Here is a 16,616-nt window from a genome sequence, read left to right on the forward strand (position 1 = left end):
GACTGATCCATGTTAAGTCATCCACCGCGTCACTTTCGACGCGGACAGGGGACTGATCCATGAAAAATGCATTGTTCGGCGCGGCTGCGATGGCCGCCACCCTGTATGCGTATCCCGCCACCGCCCAAAGCTGGTCGCCCGCGCAGACCGAGGTCTGGCAAGCGGTCTCGAACCATTGGGCCAATCATGTCGAGGGCTCGGACTGGCACGAGGTGATGACGGCCGACAGCTATGGCTGGGGCGGCAGCGCGCTGCTGCCGCGTTCGCGCGACCAGTTCGCGGCGAGCGCGCGCGTGTTCGGCGCCGAGGGCAAAATCCTGCACTATGAGCTCAACCCGCTCGCCATTACCGCGCGCGACGATGTCGCGGTGGTCCATTACATGGCGATGATCACCGAGGAGGATCATAAGGGCGAGCGCGAGTTCAATGTCGAGCGGTGCAGCGACGTGATGGTGCGCGAAAGCGGGGGGTGGAAATTCCTCGGCTGGGGCTGCGCCGACATGAGTGATGACGATTAGCGGTGACGACGATTAGGGCGTCGGCTCGCTCGCGCTGGCGAGCGCGCCGCCGCCAAGGGCCTGCCACAGGTTGATGCGGGCACGCGCCGCCTGCCCCCGGGCAGCGGCGGCGCGTTCGCCGCTCGCGTCGGCGGCGCGGCGGGCTTCGAGGACGGTAAGGAAATTGTCGAGGCCGGCGCGGTGGCGCGTGTCGGCGAGGGCGGCGGCGCGCTCCGCCATCATCGCTTCGCGTGCGCTGGCGGCGGCGGCCAAGTCGGCGGCGGTGACGAGCGCATAGGCGCCCTCCACTTCACCAAAGGCGGTGTAGAGCGCCGCGCGATATTGTTCGAAGGCGAGCTGGGTCGCGGCCTCGTCCCGGTCGATCTCGGCCTCTATGCGGCCGAAGTCGAGGAGCGGCCCCGCGAGCCCGGCGCCAAGGTTGCCGACGATGGCGTCGCTGTCGAACAATCCGCCGAGCGAGAAAGCGAGAAGACCGAGCCCCGCCGACAGGTTGATCTGGGGGAAGCGCCGTGCGGCGGTGGCGGAGAGATCGGCATCGGCGGCGGCGAGACGGTGCGCGGCGGCGATGATGTCGGGGCGGCTCGCGACCAGCGCCGAGGGCAGCGCCGACGGGACCGGGGCAAGCGCGTCGGACGGCGTGTCCAGCGCGAGCGCCTGCGCGACCTCCCCACCGGGCAGGGCGGTGAGGGTGACGAGGCGCCCGAGGATGGCCGCGCGCTCGGTGGCGAGCGCGGCGAGGCGCGACTGGCTGGCCGCGGCCTGCGCTTCGGCGCGGTAGCGATCAAAGCCTGGGGCGATGCCCGCTTCCTCGCGGGTGCGCGCGAGCGCGGCGAGCTGGCTGGCGGCGCCAAGATCGGCCTCGAGCGCGGCCGAGCGCGCCTCGATGGTGCGCCAGTCGGTCACGGTGGCCGCAATGTCGGCGGTGAGCGCGAGGCGCATGGCGGCGGCGTCGGCGCCGGCGGCATCGAGCCGCAGGAGCGCCGCGCGCTCCGTATCGCGCAGGCGACCGAAGACATCCGCGTCCCAGCGAGCGGTGAGATTGGCGCCATAGCTGACGCGCTCACTGTCGATGGAGATGCCGGGCGGCAGGCTCGCGCCGGACTGGTCGGGGTTGGTGCGCGTGGCGGCAATGCTGGCGTCATAGCCGATGGATGGCAGGCGTTCGGCACCCGCACGATCGGCACCGGCGCGCGCAAGGTCGATGCGGGCGAGCGCCTGGCGCAGGCTGGGGTTCTGCGCCAGCGCGGCGGCGGCGAGCGTCTCGAAGGCCGGATCGTCGGGGAGCAGCGCGGCGAGCGCGGCGGCATCGGCCGGGGTCGCCTCGGGCGCGAGGTAGAAGGCCTCGGGCACGATGGCATCGCTGGCGCTGGGCACGGGGCCCGGACCGGCGGCGCAGGCCGACAGCATGAGCGCGCTCGCGGTGGCGAGGGCGAGGCGGCGCGTCATTCGCTCGCCCCCTCGGCCTTGGCGGCAGGAATGAAGGCATCGACCTGCTGGCCGACGCGGAAGGCGGCGGGGGCGTCGGCGGGAAGCGCATAGACGAGCTGGAGCACGCGCACGTCGACCCGCTCCTGTGCCGAATTGGTCAGGCTGCGCTTGGGCACGACAAGCGGTTCGGCGCGCACGAAGCTGGCGGTGACGCGAGCATCGGCATCGCCGCGCGGGGAGACAGTGGCGGGGGCGCCCATGTCGACGCGCACGGCCTCGTCCTCGTCGACGTCGATGCGCACGTGCAAGGGGTTGGTCTCGCCCATGCGGACGTACGGGCCGCCGCCGCCGGGGCCGGCATTGACCAGTTCGCCGGGACGCACGTCGACGCGCAGGATTTCGCCCGCGATGGGCGCTCGGACGGTGGCGCGCTCGCGCTCGGTGCGCGCGGCGGAAAGGGTGGCCTGCGCGGCGGCGAGGTCGGCCTCGGCGAGCTCGCGCCGGGCGCGGGCGGCAGAGGCATTGCCCTCGGCACTGATGATCTCGGCGCGGCTGACGGCGAGCGGATCGGCGATGCCGCGATAGAGGGAAAGCTGGCGCGCGGCAGTGGCCTCGGCGCTGCGCGCTTCGGCGATGGCGGCTTTCGCGCGGGCGATGTTCGCCTGCGTCTCACGGATGCGGGCCTCGAGATGGCGGGTGTCGACGCGGAACAGGGGCTGGCCCTTGGTAACGCGTTCGCCGGGCGCGACGAGCACGGCTTCGACGATGCCGGAGAGGGCAGTGCCGACCTCGATCAGCTCGCTCGACGGTTCGACCACGCCCGCGCCGGCGACGCGGGCTTCGCCCGCGAGCGCGCCGCTGGCCATGGCGGGGGTCTCCTCGGCCTCGGCCATCGAGCGGTCGGGGGCTTGAGAGACGATCAGCCAGATGGCGGCGGCGATGCCGAGCAACGCGATTACGGGCAGGATCTGGCGGGAGAAAGAGAGCTTGGCCATGGTTTAATGGTCCTCTGGCATATCGGTGCCGTCATGGGTGACGCGGCCGTCCTCGAGGACGAGGATGCGGTCGGCGAGATCGAAGATGCGATTGTCGTGGGTGACGATGATGCAGGCGCGGTCGGGCGCGACGGCGACTTCGCGCAACAGGTCCATCACGCGGCGGCCCGAGGAGGCATCGAGTGCGGCGGTGGGCTCGTCGCACACGACGAGCTTGGGTTCGTGGACGAGCGCGCGGGCGATGGCAACGCGCTGCTGCTGGCCGCCCGACAGTTGGCGCGGGAGCTTGTCGGCCTGGTCGCCGATGTTGAGCTTTTCGAGCATCGCGCGTGCCCGTTCGCGGGCCTCGAGGCGGGGCATGCCCTGCGCAATCAGCGGGACGGCGGCGTTGGCGGCCGCATCGATGGTGGGAATGAGATTATACTGCTGGAAGATGAAGCCGATATTGTTCAACCGGAAGTCGACCAGCTGGCGGTCGGACAGGGCGTAGATGTCGGTGTCGAAGACGGTGACGCTGCCCTCGGTCGGCCACAGGATGCCGCACATGATCGAGATAAGCGTCGTCTTGCCCGACCCGGATTCGCCGACGAGATAGGTGAGTTCACCCTTGCGGATGTCGAGGTCGATGCCGTGGAGGACGCGGATGGTCTGCTGCCCCGCCTCGAAATCGCGGGTGATGCCGCGCGCCGCGATGGCCGCGCCACTGGTCTTGGCGCCGCTCATCGGAACACCGCCGCGGGTTCGGTCTTGAGGACGCCGCGCAGCGCGACCCAGCCGGTGATCATGATGATGAAGGAGACCGAGACGAGGCTGATCACCGGGATCTGCCACGGCGTATAAAAGCCCTTGAAGGTCGGGTTGCCCGAGAAGGCCTGGATGAACAGGGCGGCGCCGAGAAGACCGAGGCCGTAGCCGATGACCCCGACCATGCCCGCCTGCGCGGCAACCATGGCGCGGATCTTGCCATTATGGACGCCGATCGCCTTCAGCGCGCCGAACTGTTTGATATTGTCGCGGATAAAGAGGCTGAAGGTAAGGCCGACGATGGCGACGCCGACGATGAAGCCGAGGCCCACGGTAATGCCGAAATTCAACGGGATGCCCGTATTCTCGATGATGAAGTCGATGCCGTCGCGGGCGAATTGATCCCGCGTGCGCGCGCGAAGGCCGGTCTGCTCCTCGATCCGCGCGGCTACGGAAAGCGGGTCTTCGCCCGCCGCGGCCTTCACGAGGATGAAGCTCATGCGGTTGCGCTGGCCGGGGACGTAGCCGAGCGCGTTCGAATAGCGCGTCGTCAACGTGACCTGGCTGGTGAAGGTGGGAATGTTGTCGGTGACACCCCGGATGACCGCGCGGCGGTCGTTGAGTTCGAGCCGCTCGCCGATGAAGTCATGGCCTTCGGGAAAGAGACGGGTGGCGCCGACATCGTCGATGAAGACGGTGTCGGGGGCGGCGAGCAGGGCTCGGTCGCCCTCGATCATCTTCTCGGGCAGGCCGATGAGGGTGGTGTCGTCGACCCCGATCACGGTGACGCCTTCAAGATCGCCCTCGGGCGTGCGGATGGCAGCGCCGGCGCGCAGGTGCGGCACCGCCCATTTGACCCCCGGCACGCCGCGCACCCGTTCGAGCGCGGTCGAGGGCATGGGATAGACGACGTCCGGCGTGCGGCTGACCTTGTCCATCACCCAGATATCGTTCGACTTGATGTCGTAGACCGCGCTGGCGCCGCGTTCGAGCAGGTTGACAAAGATGGTCAGCTGCTGGGTGATGAGGAGCGTCGAGAAGGCGATACCGAACAAGAGCCCGAAGAACTTCTGCTTGTCGCCGGTCAGCATGCGAATGGCGATCCAGATCATCTCGAGACGTCGGCCTTTCTTGCCTTTGATTCGATTCGGACGCATACTCTTTGAACGATAGCGTTCAATTGAACGGAGCCGTTCACTTTGTCAACACCACCCAAAGGCAGGGGCCTGCGCCCCTCGTCCGAAGCCAAGCGCAGCGCGATCGTCGCGGCCGCCGCGCAGGTCTTTTTCGAGGCGGGCTATGAGGCGGCCTCGATCGAGGCGATCGCGGCGGCGGCGGGCGTGTCGAAGGTGACGGTCTACAATCATTTTGGCGGCAAGGAGGCGCTGTTCAAGGCGAGCGTCGAGCAGGAATGCGCGCGCATGGAGAGCATGATGGCGATCGATCCCGATGCGCCGCGCCGCCCGATCGAGGAGCATTTGCGGCTCTTGGGCGAGAGCTTCCTCGCCTTTACCGCGCGGCCCGAGATGATGCGCTTCGACCGCCGCATCGCCGCCGAGGCGGACCGGGACCCCGCCATCGGCGCGGCGTTCCTCGATGCCGGGCCGCGGCCGATGAAGCGGCACATGGCGGCGCTCATCGCGGCGGCGGCGGACGCGGGCGAACTGGAGGTCGAGGATGCCGAGCTGGCCGCCGAGCAGTTCGTGTCGATGGCCAAGGGGTTCGGCGAGATGGAACGGCGCTATTGCGGCAAGAGCGACCCGGCTCGGGATGTGCAGCGCATCGAGGGCGCAATCCGGACCTTCATGCGCGCCTACGGGAAGGCGGACTGACGACAGATGATCCTCGTTCTCGATGAAGGCACCAGTTCGACGCGCGCGCTCCTGTTCGGGGAGGACGGGGCGATCCACCATGTCGCGCAGGCCGAACTGCCCGCGCTTTATCCGCGCCCCGGCTGGGTCGAGCAGGATCCTAAGCTGATCTGGGACCAGAGCCGCAAGGTCATGGCGCAGGCGATCGCAGCGGCGGGCGGGGCGAGCCGAGTGCGCTGCATCGGCATCACCAACCAGCGCGAAACGGTGGTGGCGTGGGACAAGGTGACGGGCGCGCCGCTCGGCCCGGCAATCGTGTGGCAAGACCGGCGCACGGCAGGTGCCTGCGATGAGTTGCGTGACGCGGGGCATGAGGCGGCATTGCAGGCGCGCACCGGGTTGCTGCTCGACCCCTATTTCAGCGCCACCAAGATGCGCTGGATGCTCGATCAGCACGACGACGTGCGGGCGGCGGCCGAAGCGGGTCGGCTGGCGTTCGGGACGGTCGATGCCTGGCTGTTATTCAAGCTGACTGGACGTCATGCGACCGACGCGAGCAATGCCAGCCGTACGCAGCTGATGGATCTTGAAAAGGTCGAATGGGACGAGGGGCTGTGCGACCTTTTCGGCGTGCCGCGCGAGACGCTGCCCGAGATCGTGCCGACGATGGGCGATTTGGGTGGCACCGACCTGTTTGGCGGCCCGCTGCCAGTGACGGGCGCGGCAGGCGATCAGCAGGCGGCGACCATCGGGCAAGGGTGCCTCGAGGCCGGCACGGCGAAGGCGACCTTTGGCACCGGGCTGTTCGCGCTGGCGCCTACGGGGGCGACGGCGACAAGCTCGGAGCACCGGCTGCTGTCGACGCTGCTCACGCATGACGGCACCCGCACGCGCTATGCACTCGAAGGCTCGGTGTTCGTCGCGGGGAGCCTCGTCAAATGGCTGCGCGACATGGCGGGGCTGGTGGGCAATGCCGAGGAGACCGAGACGCTTGCGCGCAGTGTCGCCGACAATGGCGGGGTGACGATCGTGCCGGCCTTCACCGGTTTGGGCGCCCCGCATTGGCGGGCCGACATGAAGGGATCGATACACGGCCTCAGCTTCGGGGTCGGGCGCGCGCATCTCGTGCGCGCCGCGCTCGAGGCGGTGACGATGAGCGCCCATGATCTCGCACAGGCCTTCGCCGCCGATGGCGCGGGCTGGACGCGGCTGCGGATCGATGGCGGCATGGCGCTGAACGACTGGTTCGCGCAGGACCTCGCCGACATGCTGGGCATGGCGGTCGAACGGCCCGCCAGCGTGGAAAGCACGGCGCGGGGTGCGGCGATGCTGGCGGGGGTGGGCGCGGGGCTGTTCGCGAGCCTCGAGGACGCGCAGGCGATGCAGCCGCGCCGGGACCGCTTCGAGGCGGCGATGGATACGGCGACGCGCGCGGCGCGGCTGGCGCAATGGCGCGATGCGCTGGACCATGCGCTGACGCGCTGAAAAAGGCGCCGCCGCACGGGTCGGCGACTCGGCGAAGCTCGAAAATTCGACTCGGACGAAGTCGGGCGGGCGACTCCCCGAGACGGCCAGATGTTCCGTTTCGGGACGCGACTTCGGCAGATTCTTCGGGCTGCCGGTCGGTTTTTGGTGAAGGTCAAATTTAACCGGGACTTTTATGAACGTGGCTAACTCTGGGTTAACCACACCGGGTAAACCTTAATCTGTGTTATGAAATATAGTCGAGTAGTCGATACATGATGCTGGGTTTGGTCCGGCCATGTTAGATATGCTTGATTCTTCGAAATACAGACTAGCTCAATGGGAGATGCATTATAGTCTTCTCTTGAGTTAACCTTCAAATCTTAACAGTAATATTCGCGAATGTCTTGTCATTCACTCGCGATGATGATTCGCCCATGGGAGCGCTCAACTTGCTTTTGACATTCGAATCATGATTTCTTTCTGCATCTGAAGCGGTGGGCCGTGGTTGCGTTAACCAATTCCGTTTAACGCGCAGCGCCATTTCCACCGATCAACAGCGGGGGCGGTCCGACCAACCGCCCGCCAGAAATGAAGGTGGGACGACATGCGACAGGATGATCTTTCGATGACCGAGGGCGCGCAGGGCGCCGAGGATGCGGGCCAGGACGTGGTGCTGCCCGAAAACGCCCAGCGCGTGGCCCCCGGGCCCGGCGGCTCGGTGATCCTCCCCGCGGGCACCAATATCGATGATATCCAAGTCGCCGGACGCGATCTCGTCATCGAACTGCCCGACGGCAGCTTCATGATCATCGAAGGCGGCGCCGTCTTCGTTCCCCAGTTCATCATCGGCGGCATCGAGGTTCCCCCCACCACCCTCGCTGCGCTGTTGATCGATGAAGAACCGCAGCCGGCCGCCGGCGACACGCCCTCGAGCGGCGGCAACTTCTTCATTCCCGTGCCCAATCTCGGGCCGGGCATCCCGATCGGCGACCTCCTGCCGCCGACCGAATTGTTCTACACCCCGCCCGAATATCGCGAGCTGGGTCTCGTCGAGGACAATGAGCCCGAAATCCTGATCGACACGCCGGAAGAACCCTTCGCGGTCCCCGACGCGGTGGCGATCGTCTATGAAAGCGGCCTGCCCGAGGGCGATGGTACGTTCCGCGACGATGGCGAGCCCGAAGGCACGGCCTCGGCAAGCGACGGTGAAACGACCACCGGCACCTTCGTCTTCACCTCGCCCGACAATGCCGGTCCGGTCGTTGCCGCTGGCGGTCTCACCGTCAATGGCGTGGTCGTGACCGAGGTCGGTCAGATCATCCAGGGCACCTATGGCTATATCACCATCACCGGCGGGCTCGAGGACGGCTTCGTCACCTTCAGCTACACGCTGACCGACAATACGGTGAATGGCGATGTGACCGATGTCTTCATCGTCACCGTGACCGATCCCGACGGCGACAGCGACACCGCCACGCTCACCATCGGCATCATCGACGATGCGCCGATCGCGGTGGACGATGTCGTCACGCTCGGCCAAGGCCAGATGGGCGCGTCGGGCGATGTCATCACCGGCGAAGGCTCCGATGCGGGCGTGGGCAGCAAGGACACCATGGGCGCCGACGGCTTCGGCGAATGGGGCGTTTTCGACGATGGCACGCTGAAAATCTACAATGGTGCCGATATCCTGATCGAGGGCGATTGGGGCACGCTCACCGTCAAGGCCAATGGCGACTGGAGCTACGAGCGCTTCGATGAGGGCGCGGGCGGCCAGACCGACACCTTCGTCTATGTCATCCGCGATGCCGATGGCAGCGAGGCGACCGCCACCCTGTCGATCGTCATCCCCGACGACTTCCCCACCATCACGCCGCCGACGTCCGATCCCAGCGATCCCAGCGCGGGCGATCCGGGCACCTTCGTCTATGAATCGGGCATCGAGGATGGCCGCAACGGCGAGGAAGGTTCGGACGCCGACAGCAACAGCGAATTCACCGAGGGCGTGATCGCCTATACCGACGGCGACCTGCCGTCTGTCTTTACCATCCAGATCGATGGCCAATGGGTCGCGCTTGAAGTCGGCGAGAGCTACGAAGGCGATTATGGTACGCTGACGATCGACTCGATTGGCGGCGGCGAGATCGCCTACACCTACGAGCTTACCGACCATTCCAACGGCGACAATGTCGTCGAGGAATTCGCCATCCGCGTCACCGACCCCGACGGGCCGGGCGCCGCCGACGATGACGTGCGCACCGGAACGCTGCGCATCCAGATCATCGACGACGTGCCGACCGCCGCGGACGATCTCGACAATGTCCAGGAAGACGAGGGCGAGCCTGTCGTCGTCAATGTCATCGGGAACGACACCGAGGGCGCCGATGACGTCGACCTGTCGAACAACAACCCCAATTCCAACAGCGATGGCGGCCCGGTCGTCAGCGGCATCGAATATGTCGAAGGCTCGCTGACCGGCGATGGTGAGGTGACCTATCTCGGCGGTGGCGAATTCAGCTATGCGCCCGCCCCGGGCGAGACGGGCGAGGTCAGCTTCGATTATCGCATTGTCGACGGCGACGGCGACGAATCGATCGCGACCGTGACGATCGAATTGCTTCCCGACAGCGTCCCGCAGGTCGGCGAGGCCGCCGACCTGGCCGCCGACGAGGACGATCTCGAGGGCGCCAATGCCGACGACGATCAGGCCGCGCCGCAGCCGATCGAGACCGATGGCCCGACCAACTATAGCGGCAGCGTCACCGTCGATTTCGGCGACAATCAGGATACGCCCACGCAGGCCAATGCGATGGCGAGCTTTGCCTTCACTGCGGCCACCGTCACCGCGCTCAATGCTGCCGGCCTGACGTCCGACGGCCAGCTCATCACCTTCGTGCTGAGCCCCGATGGCCACACCATCACCGGCACGGCGGCCGGCGACACCGAGGCCACCATCACCATCAGCCTCGACAGCGCAGTGGTGAACGCGGCGACCAACGAGGTGACCTATAATTACAGCGTCGATCTCGATGGGCCGATCGATCATCCCGATCAGACCGACGGCGAGCTCGATCCCGACGTGGAAGACGTGTTCGACCTGCCGGCGATCGGCTTCGAGGTCACCGACGCCGACAATGATGCGCCGACCGGCGACGTCGGCACCGGCAGCTTCATCGTTTCGATCCGTGACGACGTGCCGACCGCCGAGGACGATGTCGCCGAGGTGAGCGATGCCGACGGGCTGCGCAGCGCCGAGGGCAATGTCATCGACGATGCCCCGGGTGCCGACGAGGAAGGCGCCGACGGCGCCGAGGTAAGCCGCGTCGATGGCTATGACGGCGACACCGACAGCGGCAGCACCATGGAAGTCGACGGCCGCTATGGCACGCTGACGATCGATGCAGAGGGCAATTACGTTTACGAGATCGACGTCAACGGTGCCGATTATGCCGACGTCCTCGCGCTCGGCGTCAATGGCGAGCTGACCGACACTTTCACCTATTATCTGGAAGATGCCGATGGTGACGTGGCGACCGCCACTCTGACCATCACCATCAACGGCTCGAACCAGCCGCCGACGGGGACCGTCGGCAATGTTGTCGTGTCCGAAGAAGGGCTAGACGACGGGCTCGCCGACGACGAGCCGGTGCCGACCGACGATACCGACAGCGACACCGACACCGGGACGCTGAATTTCTCGGACGGCGATACGGGCGACGTGCTCAGCTACACGCTCGGCGATCCGTCGACGGTAGTGGGATATCAGGCGCTCTACACCGCCGACGGTCAGGAAATTCAGTGGGATACGAGCGATCCCAATGTCCTCATCGGCCATACCGGCGATCCGACCGACCCGGTCATCACCATCAGCATCGATTATGGTGCCGACCTCGATGATCCGAGCGACGATTTCTACACCGTCGACCTCGACCAGCCGCTGTTCCACGGCACGCAGGGCGGCGACAATCCGGGCGATGGCAATATCGAGGGTGAACTCGACATCGTCATCCCGCTGACCGTCTCGGACGGCAATGGCGGCGAGCTCGACACCAGCTTCACGGTCGAGATCGAGGACGACAGTCCCGAAGTGACCGCCGACGACAATTTCGACGGCCAGGAAGAAATTCCGACCCTCGTCGTCACCAGCGATGCCGAGATCACCGACGTGTCGAACGCGGTCGACTTCTCGGGCGCCTTCACCTTCGAATCGGGCGGCGACGGCTATCTGGGCGGCAGCCTCGACAGCGCGGTCACCTATTCGCTCGAGGTCGACGATAGCGTCGCGACCGGCATCTTCGACACCAAGACGGGGCTCGAGGTCCAGCTGGAGGTCGATGGCGACGGGCTCGTCCACGGCTTCGTCAACGATCCCGACGAAGGCAAGGTCGACGTCTTCACCGTATCGGTGGACGGCGATGGCCAGGTGACCGTCACCCAGTATCGCGCGGTCGAACATTATGACGGCGCCGCCGTTCCGGCCAACGAAAGCGACGTCAACGAGGCGATCGCCGACGGGGCGCTGAGCCTGACGGCGCGCGTCTACGACCAGGATTACGATTATGCCGCGGACAGCATCGATCTCGGCAGCCGTATCCGCTTCGCCGACGACGGCGTCGAAGCGGTCGACGATGCCGACGAGGTAACCGACGCGGCTGGCTTCTACGAAGCGAGCGGCAACGTCATCACCGACGCCGAGAACAATGGCGACAACGGCGCCGACAATGTCAGCGAGGACCTGCCCAACGAGATCATCCAGATCGACGGCTACGCCGGCGACAGCGACGGCCGCCCGGTCGGCGACCTCGACACGCAGATGACCGTCGAGGGCCAATATGGCACGCTCGTCATCAACGCCGACGGCAGCTATACCTATACGCTCGACACCAATGGCGCCGATTACGACGACATCGTCGCGCTGGGTGACGGCGAGACGCTGACCGACACCTTTACCTATACGCTGTCCGATGGCGACGACGACACGGCGACCGCCGACCTCGTCATCACGATCAACGGCATCGACGATGGCCCCTATGGCAATGTCGACGGCGCGGTGGTGTCGGAAGAAGGGCTCGACAACGACCCGTTCATCGGTAACCCCGACGGCGATCCCGCCTCGGTGCTCGACCCGGCCGACCCGTCGGACGATGATTATACCGACAACACCAATGCGGCGAGCGTCGAAGTCACCATGAACTTCGCCGATCCCGACAATGACGAGCTCGACTATATCCTCGGCGATCCGTCGACCGTGGACGGCAACGCCACGCTCTATGCCGCCGATGGCAGCGAGATCGAGTGGACCGTGACCAACAGCGGCGCGACCCTGACCGGGCGCGACGGGTCGGGCGATACGGTCATCGTCATCCAGATCAACCAGAACGGTGCCAACGACACCTCGGACGACAGCTATACCGTCACGCTCTACGAGCCGGTCTATCATGACGGCGGCGACGAGGCGTTCGACGGCGATGGCAATATCGAGGGCGAACTGTCGTTCCTCGTCCCGCTGACGGTGTCGGACGGCACCCCGGCGAACGATCTCGAAACGACCATCAAGATCAACATCGAAGACGACAAGCCGGTCGTCACCGATGCGGCCGAACCGCCCGCGATCAACGGCCTGCAGACGTCCGATGCCACGCTCGGCGATGCCGGTGAGGACACGCAGGACTATTCGGGCCAATTCTCGGTCGCCTTTGGCGGCGACGGGCCGCAGGGCGGCAATGCCGCGACGGCAGTCGAGTATACGCTCGGCCTCAACTACGACTTGAGCACCGACAGCACCGGGCTCGTCGATACCGCGACCGGCAATGAGGTCGAACTGCGCCTCAACGGTGCAGGCGAGGTCGAGGGTTATTATGACGATGGCGGCGACGGCGTGGTGGTCTTCACCCTGTCGGTCGACGGCGCCGGCGTCGTGACGCTCAACCAGGAACGCGCGGTCGAACATTATGACGGTGCGTCCGTACCGGCGAATGAGAGCGATGTTCCCGAGACGATTTCGGGCACCGACGTCATCACGCTGACCGCGACCGCGACCGACGATGATGACGACAGCGCCAGCCACACGATCGACATCACCGGCGACATCAGCTTTGCCGACGATGCGCCAAGCATCAGCGCCGATCCGGTGGCGGACGACTTCACCATCGCGCTCGATGAAAGCCGTCCCGAAGATACGGACGTCGATGGTGTGAACCTCACCGACGGCGATGTCAGCGTGTCGGTCGACGTGTCGGGCTATTTCAGCCTGGACGACAGCGAGCTTGCTGACGATCCCGACGTCAACACCGACCTGTCGAACGACCAGCCGAACACGATCGCTTATTCGATGTTCCTGGCGGGCGGGCTCGCCGGGGTGGCCTCGGGTGTCTATGCGATCGCCGACGATGGCGGCCAGGGCGCCGAGATCACGCTCTATTACTTCGACCATGATAACGACGCCGACACCCCTGACATCATCGTCGGATCGACGGCGGCGGATGCGGACAGCATCAATGGTCTTAACAGCTACTTCCAGATCGAAGTGGACGGCGATGGCCAGGTGATCTTCACCCAATTCGAAAACGTCTGGCATGGCGATGACAGCGACAATGACGATGCGGTGTCGCTCGACCTCGCTGACAACACGCTGGGCGTGACGGCGACCATCACCGATGGCGACGACGACAGCGCCAGCGCTACGCTCGACCTGTCGGGCGGCGTGTTCGTGATCGAGGATGACGGCCCCGTCGTCACCGACGCCACGATCGACCGCACCGTCGATGAGGATGGCGTCACCGACGGCATCCCCGGCGGGGAGGGCGATGTCGACGGCGAAATCACCGAAGTCACCGGCAGCGTCGCCTCGCTGTTCGACCTCGGCAGCGATACGCCCGGCAGCTATGGCATCAACACCGACACCTCGGGATTGCCCCCGCTGGCTTCGGGCGGCCTCCCGGTGCTCTATGACGTGACGGGCGATACGCTGACGGCCTATGTCGTCGACCCCGACACCTTGGTCGAGACGTCGGTCTTCACGCTGCAAGTCGAGAGCGACGGGACCTATACGTTCACGCTGCTCGCCAATCTCGATCATGCGACGCTCAACGGCCTCGAGGGCGACGACACCGAGAATGATCTCATCCTCGACCTGTCGGCGGCGATCGTCGGTTATGATGGCGACGGCGACAGCGTGGTCGCGGCCGATGATTCCTTCGAGATCACGGTCGATGACGACACGCCCGTTGAATTCACCCCCGACGCGGTCGCCGCGCTCGATGGGAACACCGCGCCGATCACCGCCGATCTCAACCTCCAGATGGGGGCGGACGGGCTCGGCAGCCTGGTGTTCGACATCGTCGATAATACGGTGGCGACCGACCAAGAGGGCAATATCCTCAAGGTCGGCACGCAGCAGATCTACCTCTATGGCGACGATACCGGTCAGATTGTCGGGTCGACCGGCATGAACGGGACGGGGACCATCGCGTTCACCGTCACGCTCAACATGGACGGTACCTATACGTTCGACGTCAACGAGACGATCACCAACGGTACGGCGACGAGCTTTACCAACCTGACGACCGCGCGGGCGGGCAACGTCGAATATCGCGCCGTCGGTGCGGGCAACCCCACCAACAACAGCGACAATATCGACGTCATCCTGTCGGCGGTCGGCGGCGACGGCACGCAGCAGACGATCAACACCAGTTCGACCTCGATCGGGGTGGCGAACCAGTCGGTCACGGCTGGCCAGACCGTCCGTTTCGACCTCGTCCAGGATGCGGTCGATGTCGGCGGCAACGCTGGTGGCGGCACGGGCTTCGACTATGACAGCTATAGCGGCACCGACCGCTTCCAGCAGACCGTGCCGCAGACCAATGGCCCGGTGAAGTTCGCCACGCTCAACATCGCGGCGGTCGCCGATCCCAACCAGCAGAATGCGCGCGACTATTATTTCGACGGGAACGGGCTCGAAGGCACCATCATCGACGTACAGACGGTCGTGATCTACGACTATGCCAAGGTCGGCAATGCGATTGTCCTGCAGGGGACCTATACGGTCAACAATCCGGGCAATGCGAACACGGTCTCGGTGAACGGCGGCCAATATTCGGTCACCTTCAACAACGATAATACCGTGACGATCACCGGCATGGGTCCGAACGATCAATATGCGATCGAGACCGATACCGACTTCAACACGGTGCTGGTCAATTCGGACGACAGCAACCAGGGCACGTTCGATCTCGGCATCTTCACGCTGGGCCGTGAAAGCGCCGGTATCCCCATCAACCAGGACTTCGACATCGTGGCGACCGACGGTGATGGCGACAGCGTGACCGGGTCGATCGAGACGACCATCGTCCAGGATTATCCGGGCAATCACGTCGGGACCAATAATGCCGACATCCTGTCGGGCGATGCCGGCAACAATTCGATCGCGGGCAATGACGGCAATGACGTGATCAACGGCAACGACGGCAACGACTATCTTTATGGCGGTGCCGGCAATGACGTGATTGCCGGTGGCGCCGGCAACGACATCATCCGTGGCGGCAATGGCGACGACCAGCTCAATGGCGGGCCGGGTGCCGACACCTTCATCATGTCGAACAGCTCGGTCACCGACGGCAGCGCCGACACGGTTACCGACTATGATCCGGTCGAAGGCGACGTGATCGACCTGAGCATGCTGCTCAACGTCACCGGTGGTACCGACCTTGTCGCCGACGGTTATGTGCGCTTCCTCGACGATGGGACACTGCAGGTGGACGTCGATGGCGGCGGCGACAATTGGACGACTGTCGCGACCGTCTATGAGACCGGATCGACCGCACCGGTTGTTGTCTATGTGACCGTGGATAGCCTTGGCGACACGCCGGTACCGGTGGTGGCCCAGCCCGCGCCGCTCGAACTGTCGATGAGCCTGATGGCGGGCACGACGCTCGTCCTCGCCGACAATGACAATAGCGGCGAAACCAGCAAGTCGCTGATGATGGGGTCGGCGATCGCCATGGGCTTCGGCCTCGCGGCGATGAACGAGCCGGTCGTGATCCGCGGTGTCGACAGCAACGAGATGGCGGGCGATGACGAACTCGCGCCGATCGTGATGGACAATTACGTTCCGCTCGAGGTCATCTCGCCGATCATCGGCGCGCCCGAGGTGTCGGACGAAGGCGGCAATGATGGCGTCGAACCGCTCGACGGCCCGATGCCGGTCGACAGCGGTTGGGACATCGGCGGGCTCGACAATGGCGATGCCGACCTTGCGGCGGTCTCGCCGATGGTCGCCGACCAGGCGCCGTTGCCCATGCCCGACATGGGCGCGAGCTTCGGTGGCGGCGATGTCGCGATGGCCGGGGCCGAGGCGCTTGCCGCACTGGGCGAAGCGGGTGGCAAAGGTGCCCCCGACCTCGCCGCGATCCTTGGCGAGGCGATGGTCGAACTGGGCGGCGAGGATGCCGTGTCGACCGCGCTCGCCGCGCTTGGCGAAGGCGATGCTGCGCTGGATCAACTGGCCATGTTGCCTGCCAATGATGCTGTGTCGCTTTGGGACAGCATGCAATTTGGTGGATTTACCGCCGAAAATGGCGCATTTAGTGAAGCTGAAGCAGCGATGCTTCAACCCGATGCGGGGCTGGCCAACGGCTAAGCCCCGCCGGGCGGGCGCC

8 protein-coding genes are annotated in these 16,616 nt (G+C 65.6%); 4 read left to right on the forward strand and 4 right to left on the reverse strand.

Going from position 1 to position 16,616, the window contains the following annotated elements:
* Window positions 1-59: 59 nt before the first annotated feature.
* Window positions 60-518, forward strand: coding sequence for a nuclear transport factor 2 family protein (locus NUW51_RS11845; RefSeq protein WP_265587720.1), 459 nt, complete (start codon window positions 60-62; stop codon window positions 516-518).
* 12 nt (window positions 519-530) lie between these two features.
* Here NUW51_RS11845 and NUW51_RS11850 read toward each other — a convergent pair whose 3' ends face one another.
* Genes NUW51_RS11850 through NUW51_RS11865 form a run of 4 tightly spaced genes read right to left on the reverse strand, consistent with a single transcriptional unit; the run spans window position 531 to window position 4,797 of the window.
* On the reverse strand, window positions 531-1,964 hold the full coding sequence (locus NUW51_RS11850; protein WP_265587721.1) for an efflux transporter outer membrane subunit: 1,434 nt from the start codon (window positions 1,962-1,964) through the stop codon (window positions 531-533).
* Window positions 1,961-2,941, reverse strand: a complete 981-nt coding sequence (locus tag NUW51_RS11855; RefSeq protein ID WP_265587722.1) for an efflux RND transporter periplasmic adaptor subunit — start codon at window positions 2,939-2,941, stop codon at window positions 1,961-1,963. Before NUW51_RS11855 ends, NUW51_RS11850 begins: the two co-directional genes overlap by 4 nt.
* Window positions 2,942-2,944: 3 nt before the next feature.
* A complete protein-coding gene (locus NUW51_RS11860) occupies window positions 2,945-3,664 on the reverse strand; it encodes an ABC transporter ATP-binding protein (protein ID WP_265587723.1) in 720 nt (239 codons plus the stop codon).
* A complete protein-coding gene (locus NUW51_RS11865; protein ID WP_265587724.1) occupies window positions 3,661-4,797 on the reverse strand; it encodes an ABC transporter permease in 1,137 nt (378 codons plus the stop codon). Before NUW51_RS11865 ends, NUW51_RS11860 begins: the two co-directional genes overlap by 4 nt.
* A gap of 87 nt (window positions 4,798-4,884) precedes the next feature.
* Between NUW51_RS11865 and NUW51_RS11870 the strand changes: the two genes are divergently transcribed.
* From NUW51_RS11870 to NUW51_RS11880, 3 genes are all read left to right on the forward strand, one after another.
* Entirely contained in the window at window positions 4,885-5,517 is a 633-nt protein-coding gene (locus NUW51_RS11870; RefSeq protein ID WP_265587725.1) for a TetR/AcrR family transcriptional regulator, read from the forward strand.
* A 6-nt stretch (window positions 5,518-5,523) separates the two neighbouring features.
* The gene (locus NUW51_RS11875) at window positions 5,524-6,981 is read left to right on the forward strand and encodes an FGGY family carbohydrate kinase (protein ID WP_265587726.1); all 1,458 of its coding nucleotides are present in this window, start codon (window positions 5,524-5,526) and stop codon (window positions 6,979-6,981) included.
* A gap of 586 nt (window positions 6,982-7,567) precedes the next feature.
* Window positions 7,568-16,597: a DUF5801 repeats-in-toxin domain-containing protein gene (locus NUW51_RS11880; protein WP_265587727.1), complete on the forward strand. Its 9,030-nt coding sequence runs from the start codon at window positions 7,568-7,570 to the stop codon at window positions 16,595-16,597.
* The last annotated feature ends 19 nt before the right edge of the window (window positions 16,598-16,616 follow it).

Origin of the sequence: Sphingomicrobium arenosum (assembly GCF_026157085.1) — a bacterium.
GTDB classification, from domain to species: Bacteria; Pseudomonadota; Alphaproteobacteria; order Sphingomonadales; family Sphingomonadaceae; genus Sphingomicrobium; species Sphingomicrobium arenosum.

What these genes read in the sequence shown, in the direction of transcription:
- NUW51_RS11845 (WP_265587720.1), top strand. Translation starts at nt 60, where the DNA reads ATGAAAAATGCATTGTTCGGCGCGGCTGCGATGGCCGCCACCCTGTAT.
- NUW51_RS11850 (WP_265587721.1), bottom strand. Translation starts at nt 1,964, where the DNA reads ATGACGCGCCGCCTCGCCCTCGCCACCGCGAGCGCGCTCATGCTGTCG.
- NUW51_RS11855 (WP_265587722.1), bottom strand. Translation starts at nt 2,941, where the DNA reads ATGGCCAAGCTCTCTTTCTCCCGCCAGATCCTGCCCGTAATCGCGTTG.
- NUW51_RS11860 (WP_265587723.1), bottom strand. Translation starts at nt 3,664, where the DNA reads ATGAGCGGCGCCAAGACCAGTGGCGCGGCCATCGCGGCGCGCGGCATC.
- NUW51_RS11865 (WP_265587724.1), bottom strand. Translation starts at nt 4,797, where the DNA reads ATGATCTGGATCGCCATTCGCATGCTGACCGGCGACAAGCAGAAGTTC.
- NUW51_RS11875 (WP_265587726.1), top strand. Translation starts at nt 5,524, where the DNA reads ATGATCCTCGTTCTCGATGAAGGCACCAGTTCGACGCGCGCGCTCCTG.
- NUW51_RS11880 (WP_265587727.1), top strand. Translation starts at nt 7,568, where the DNA reads ATGCGACAGGATGATCTTTCGATGACCGAGGGCGCGCAGGGCGCCGAG.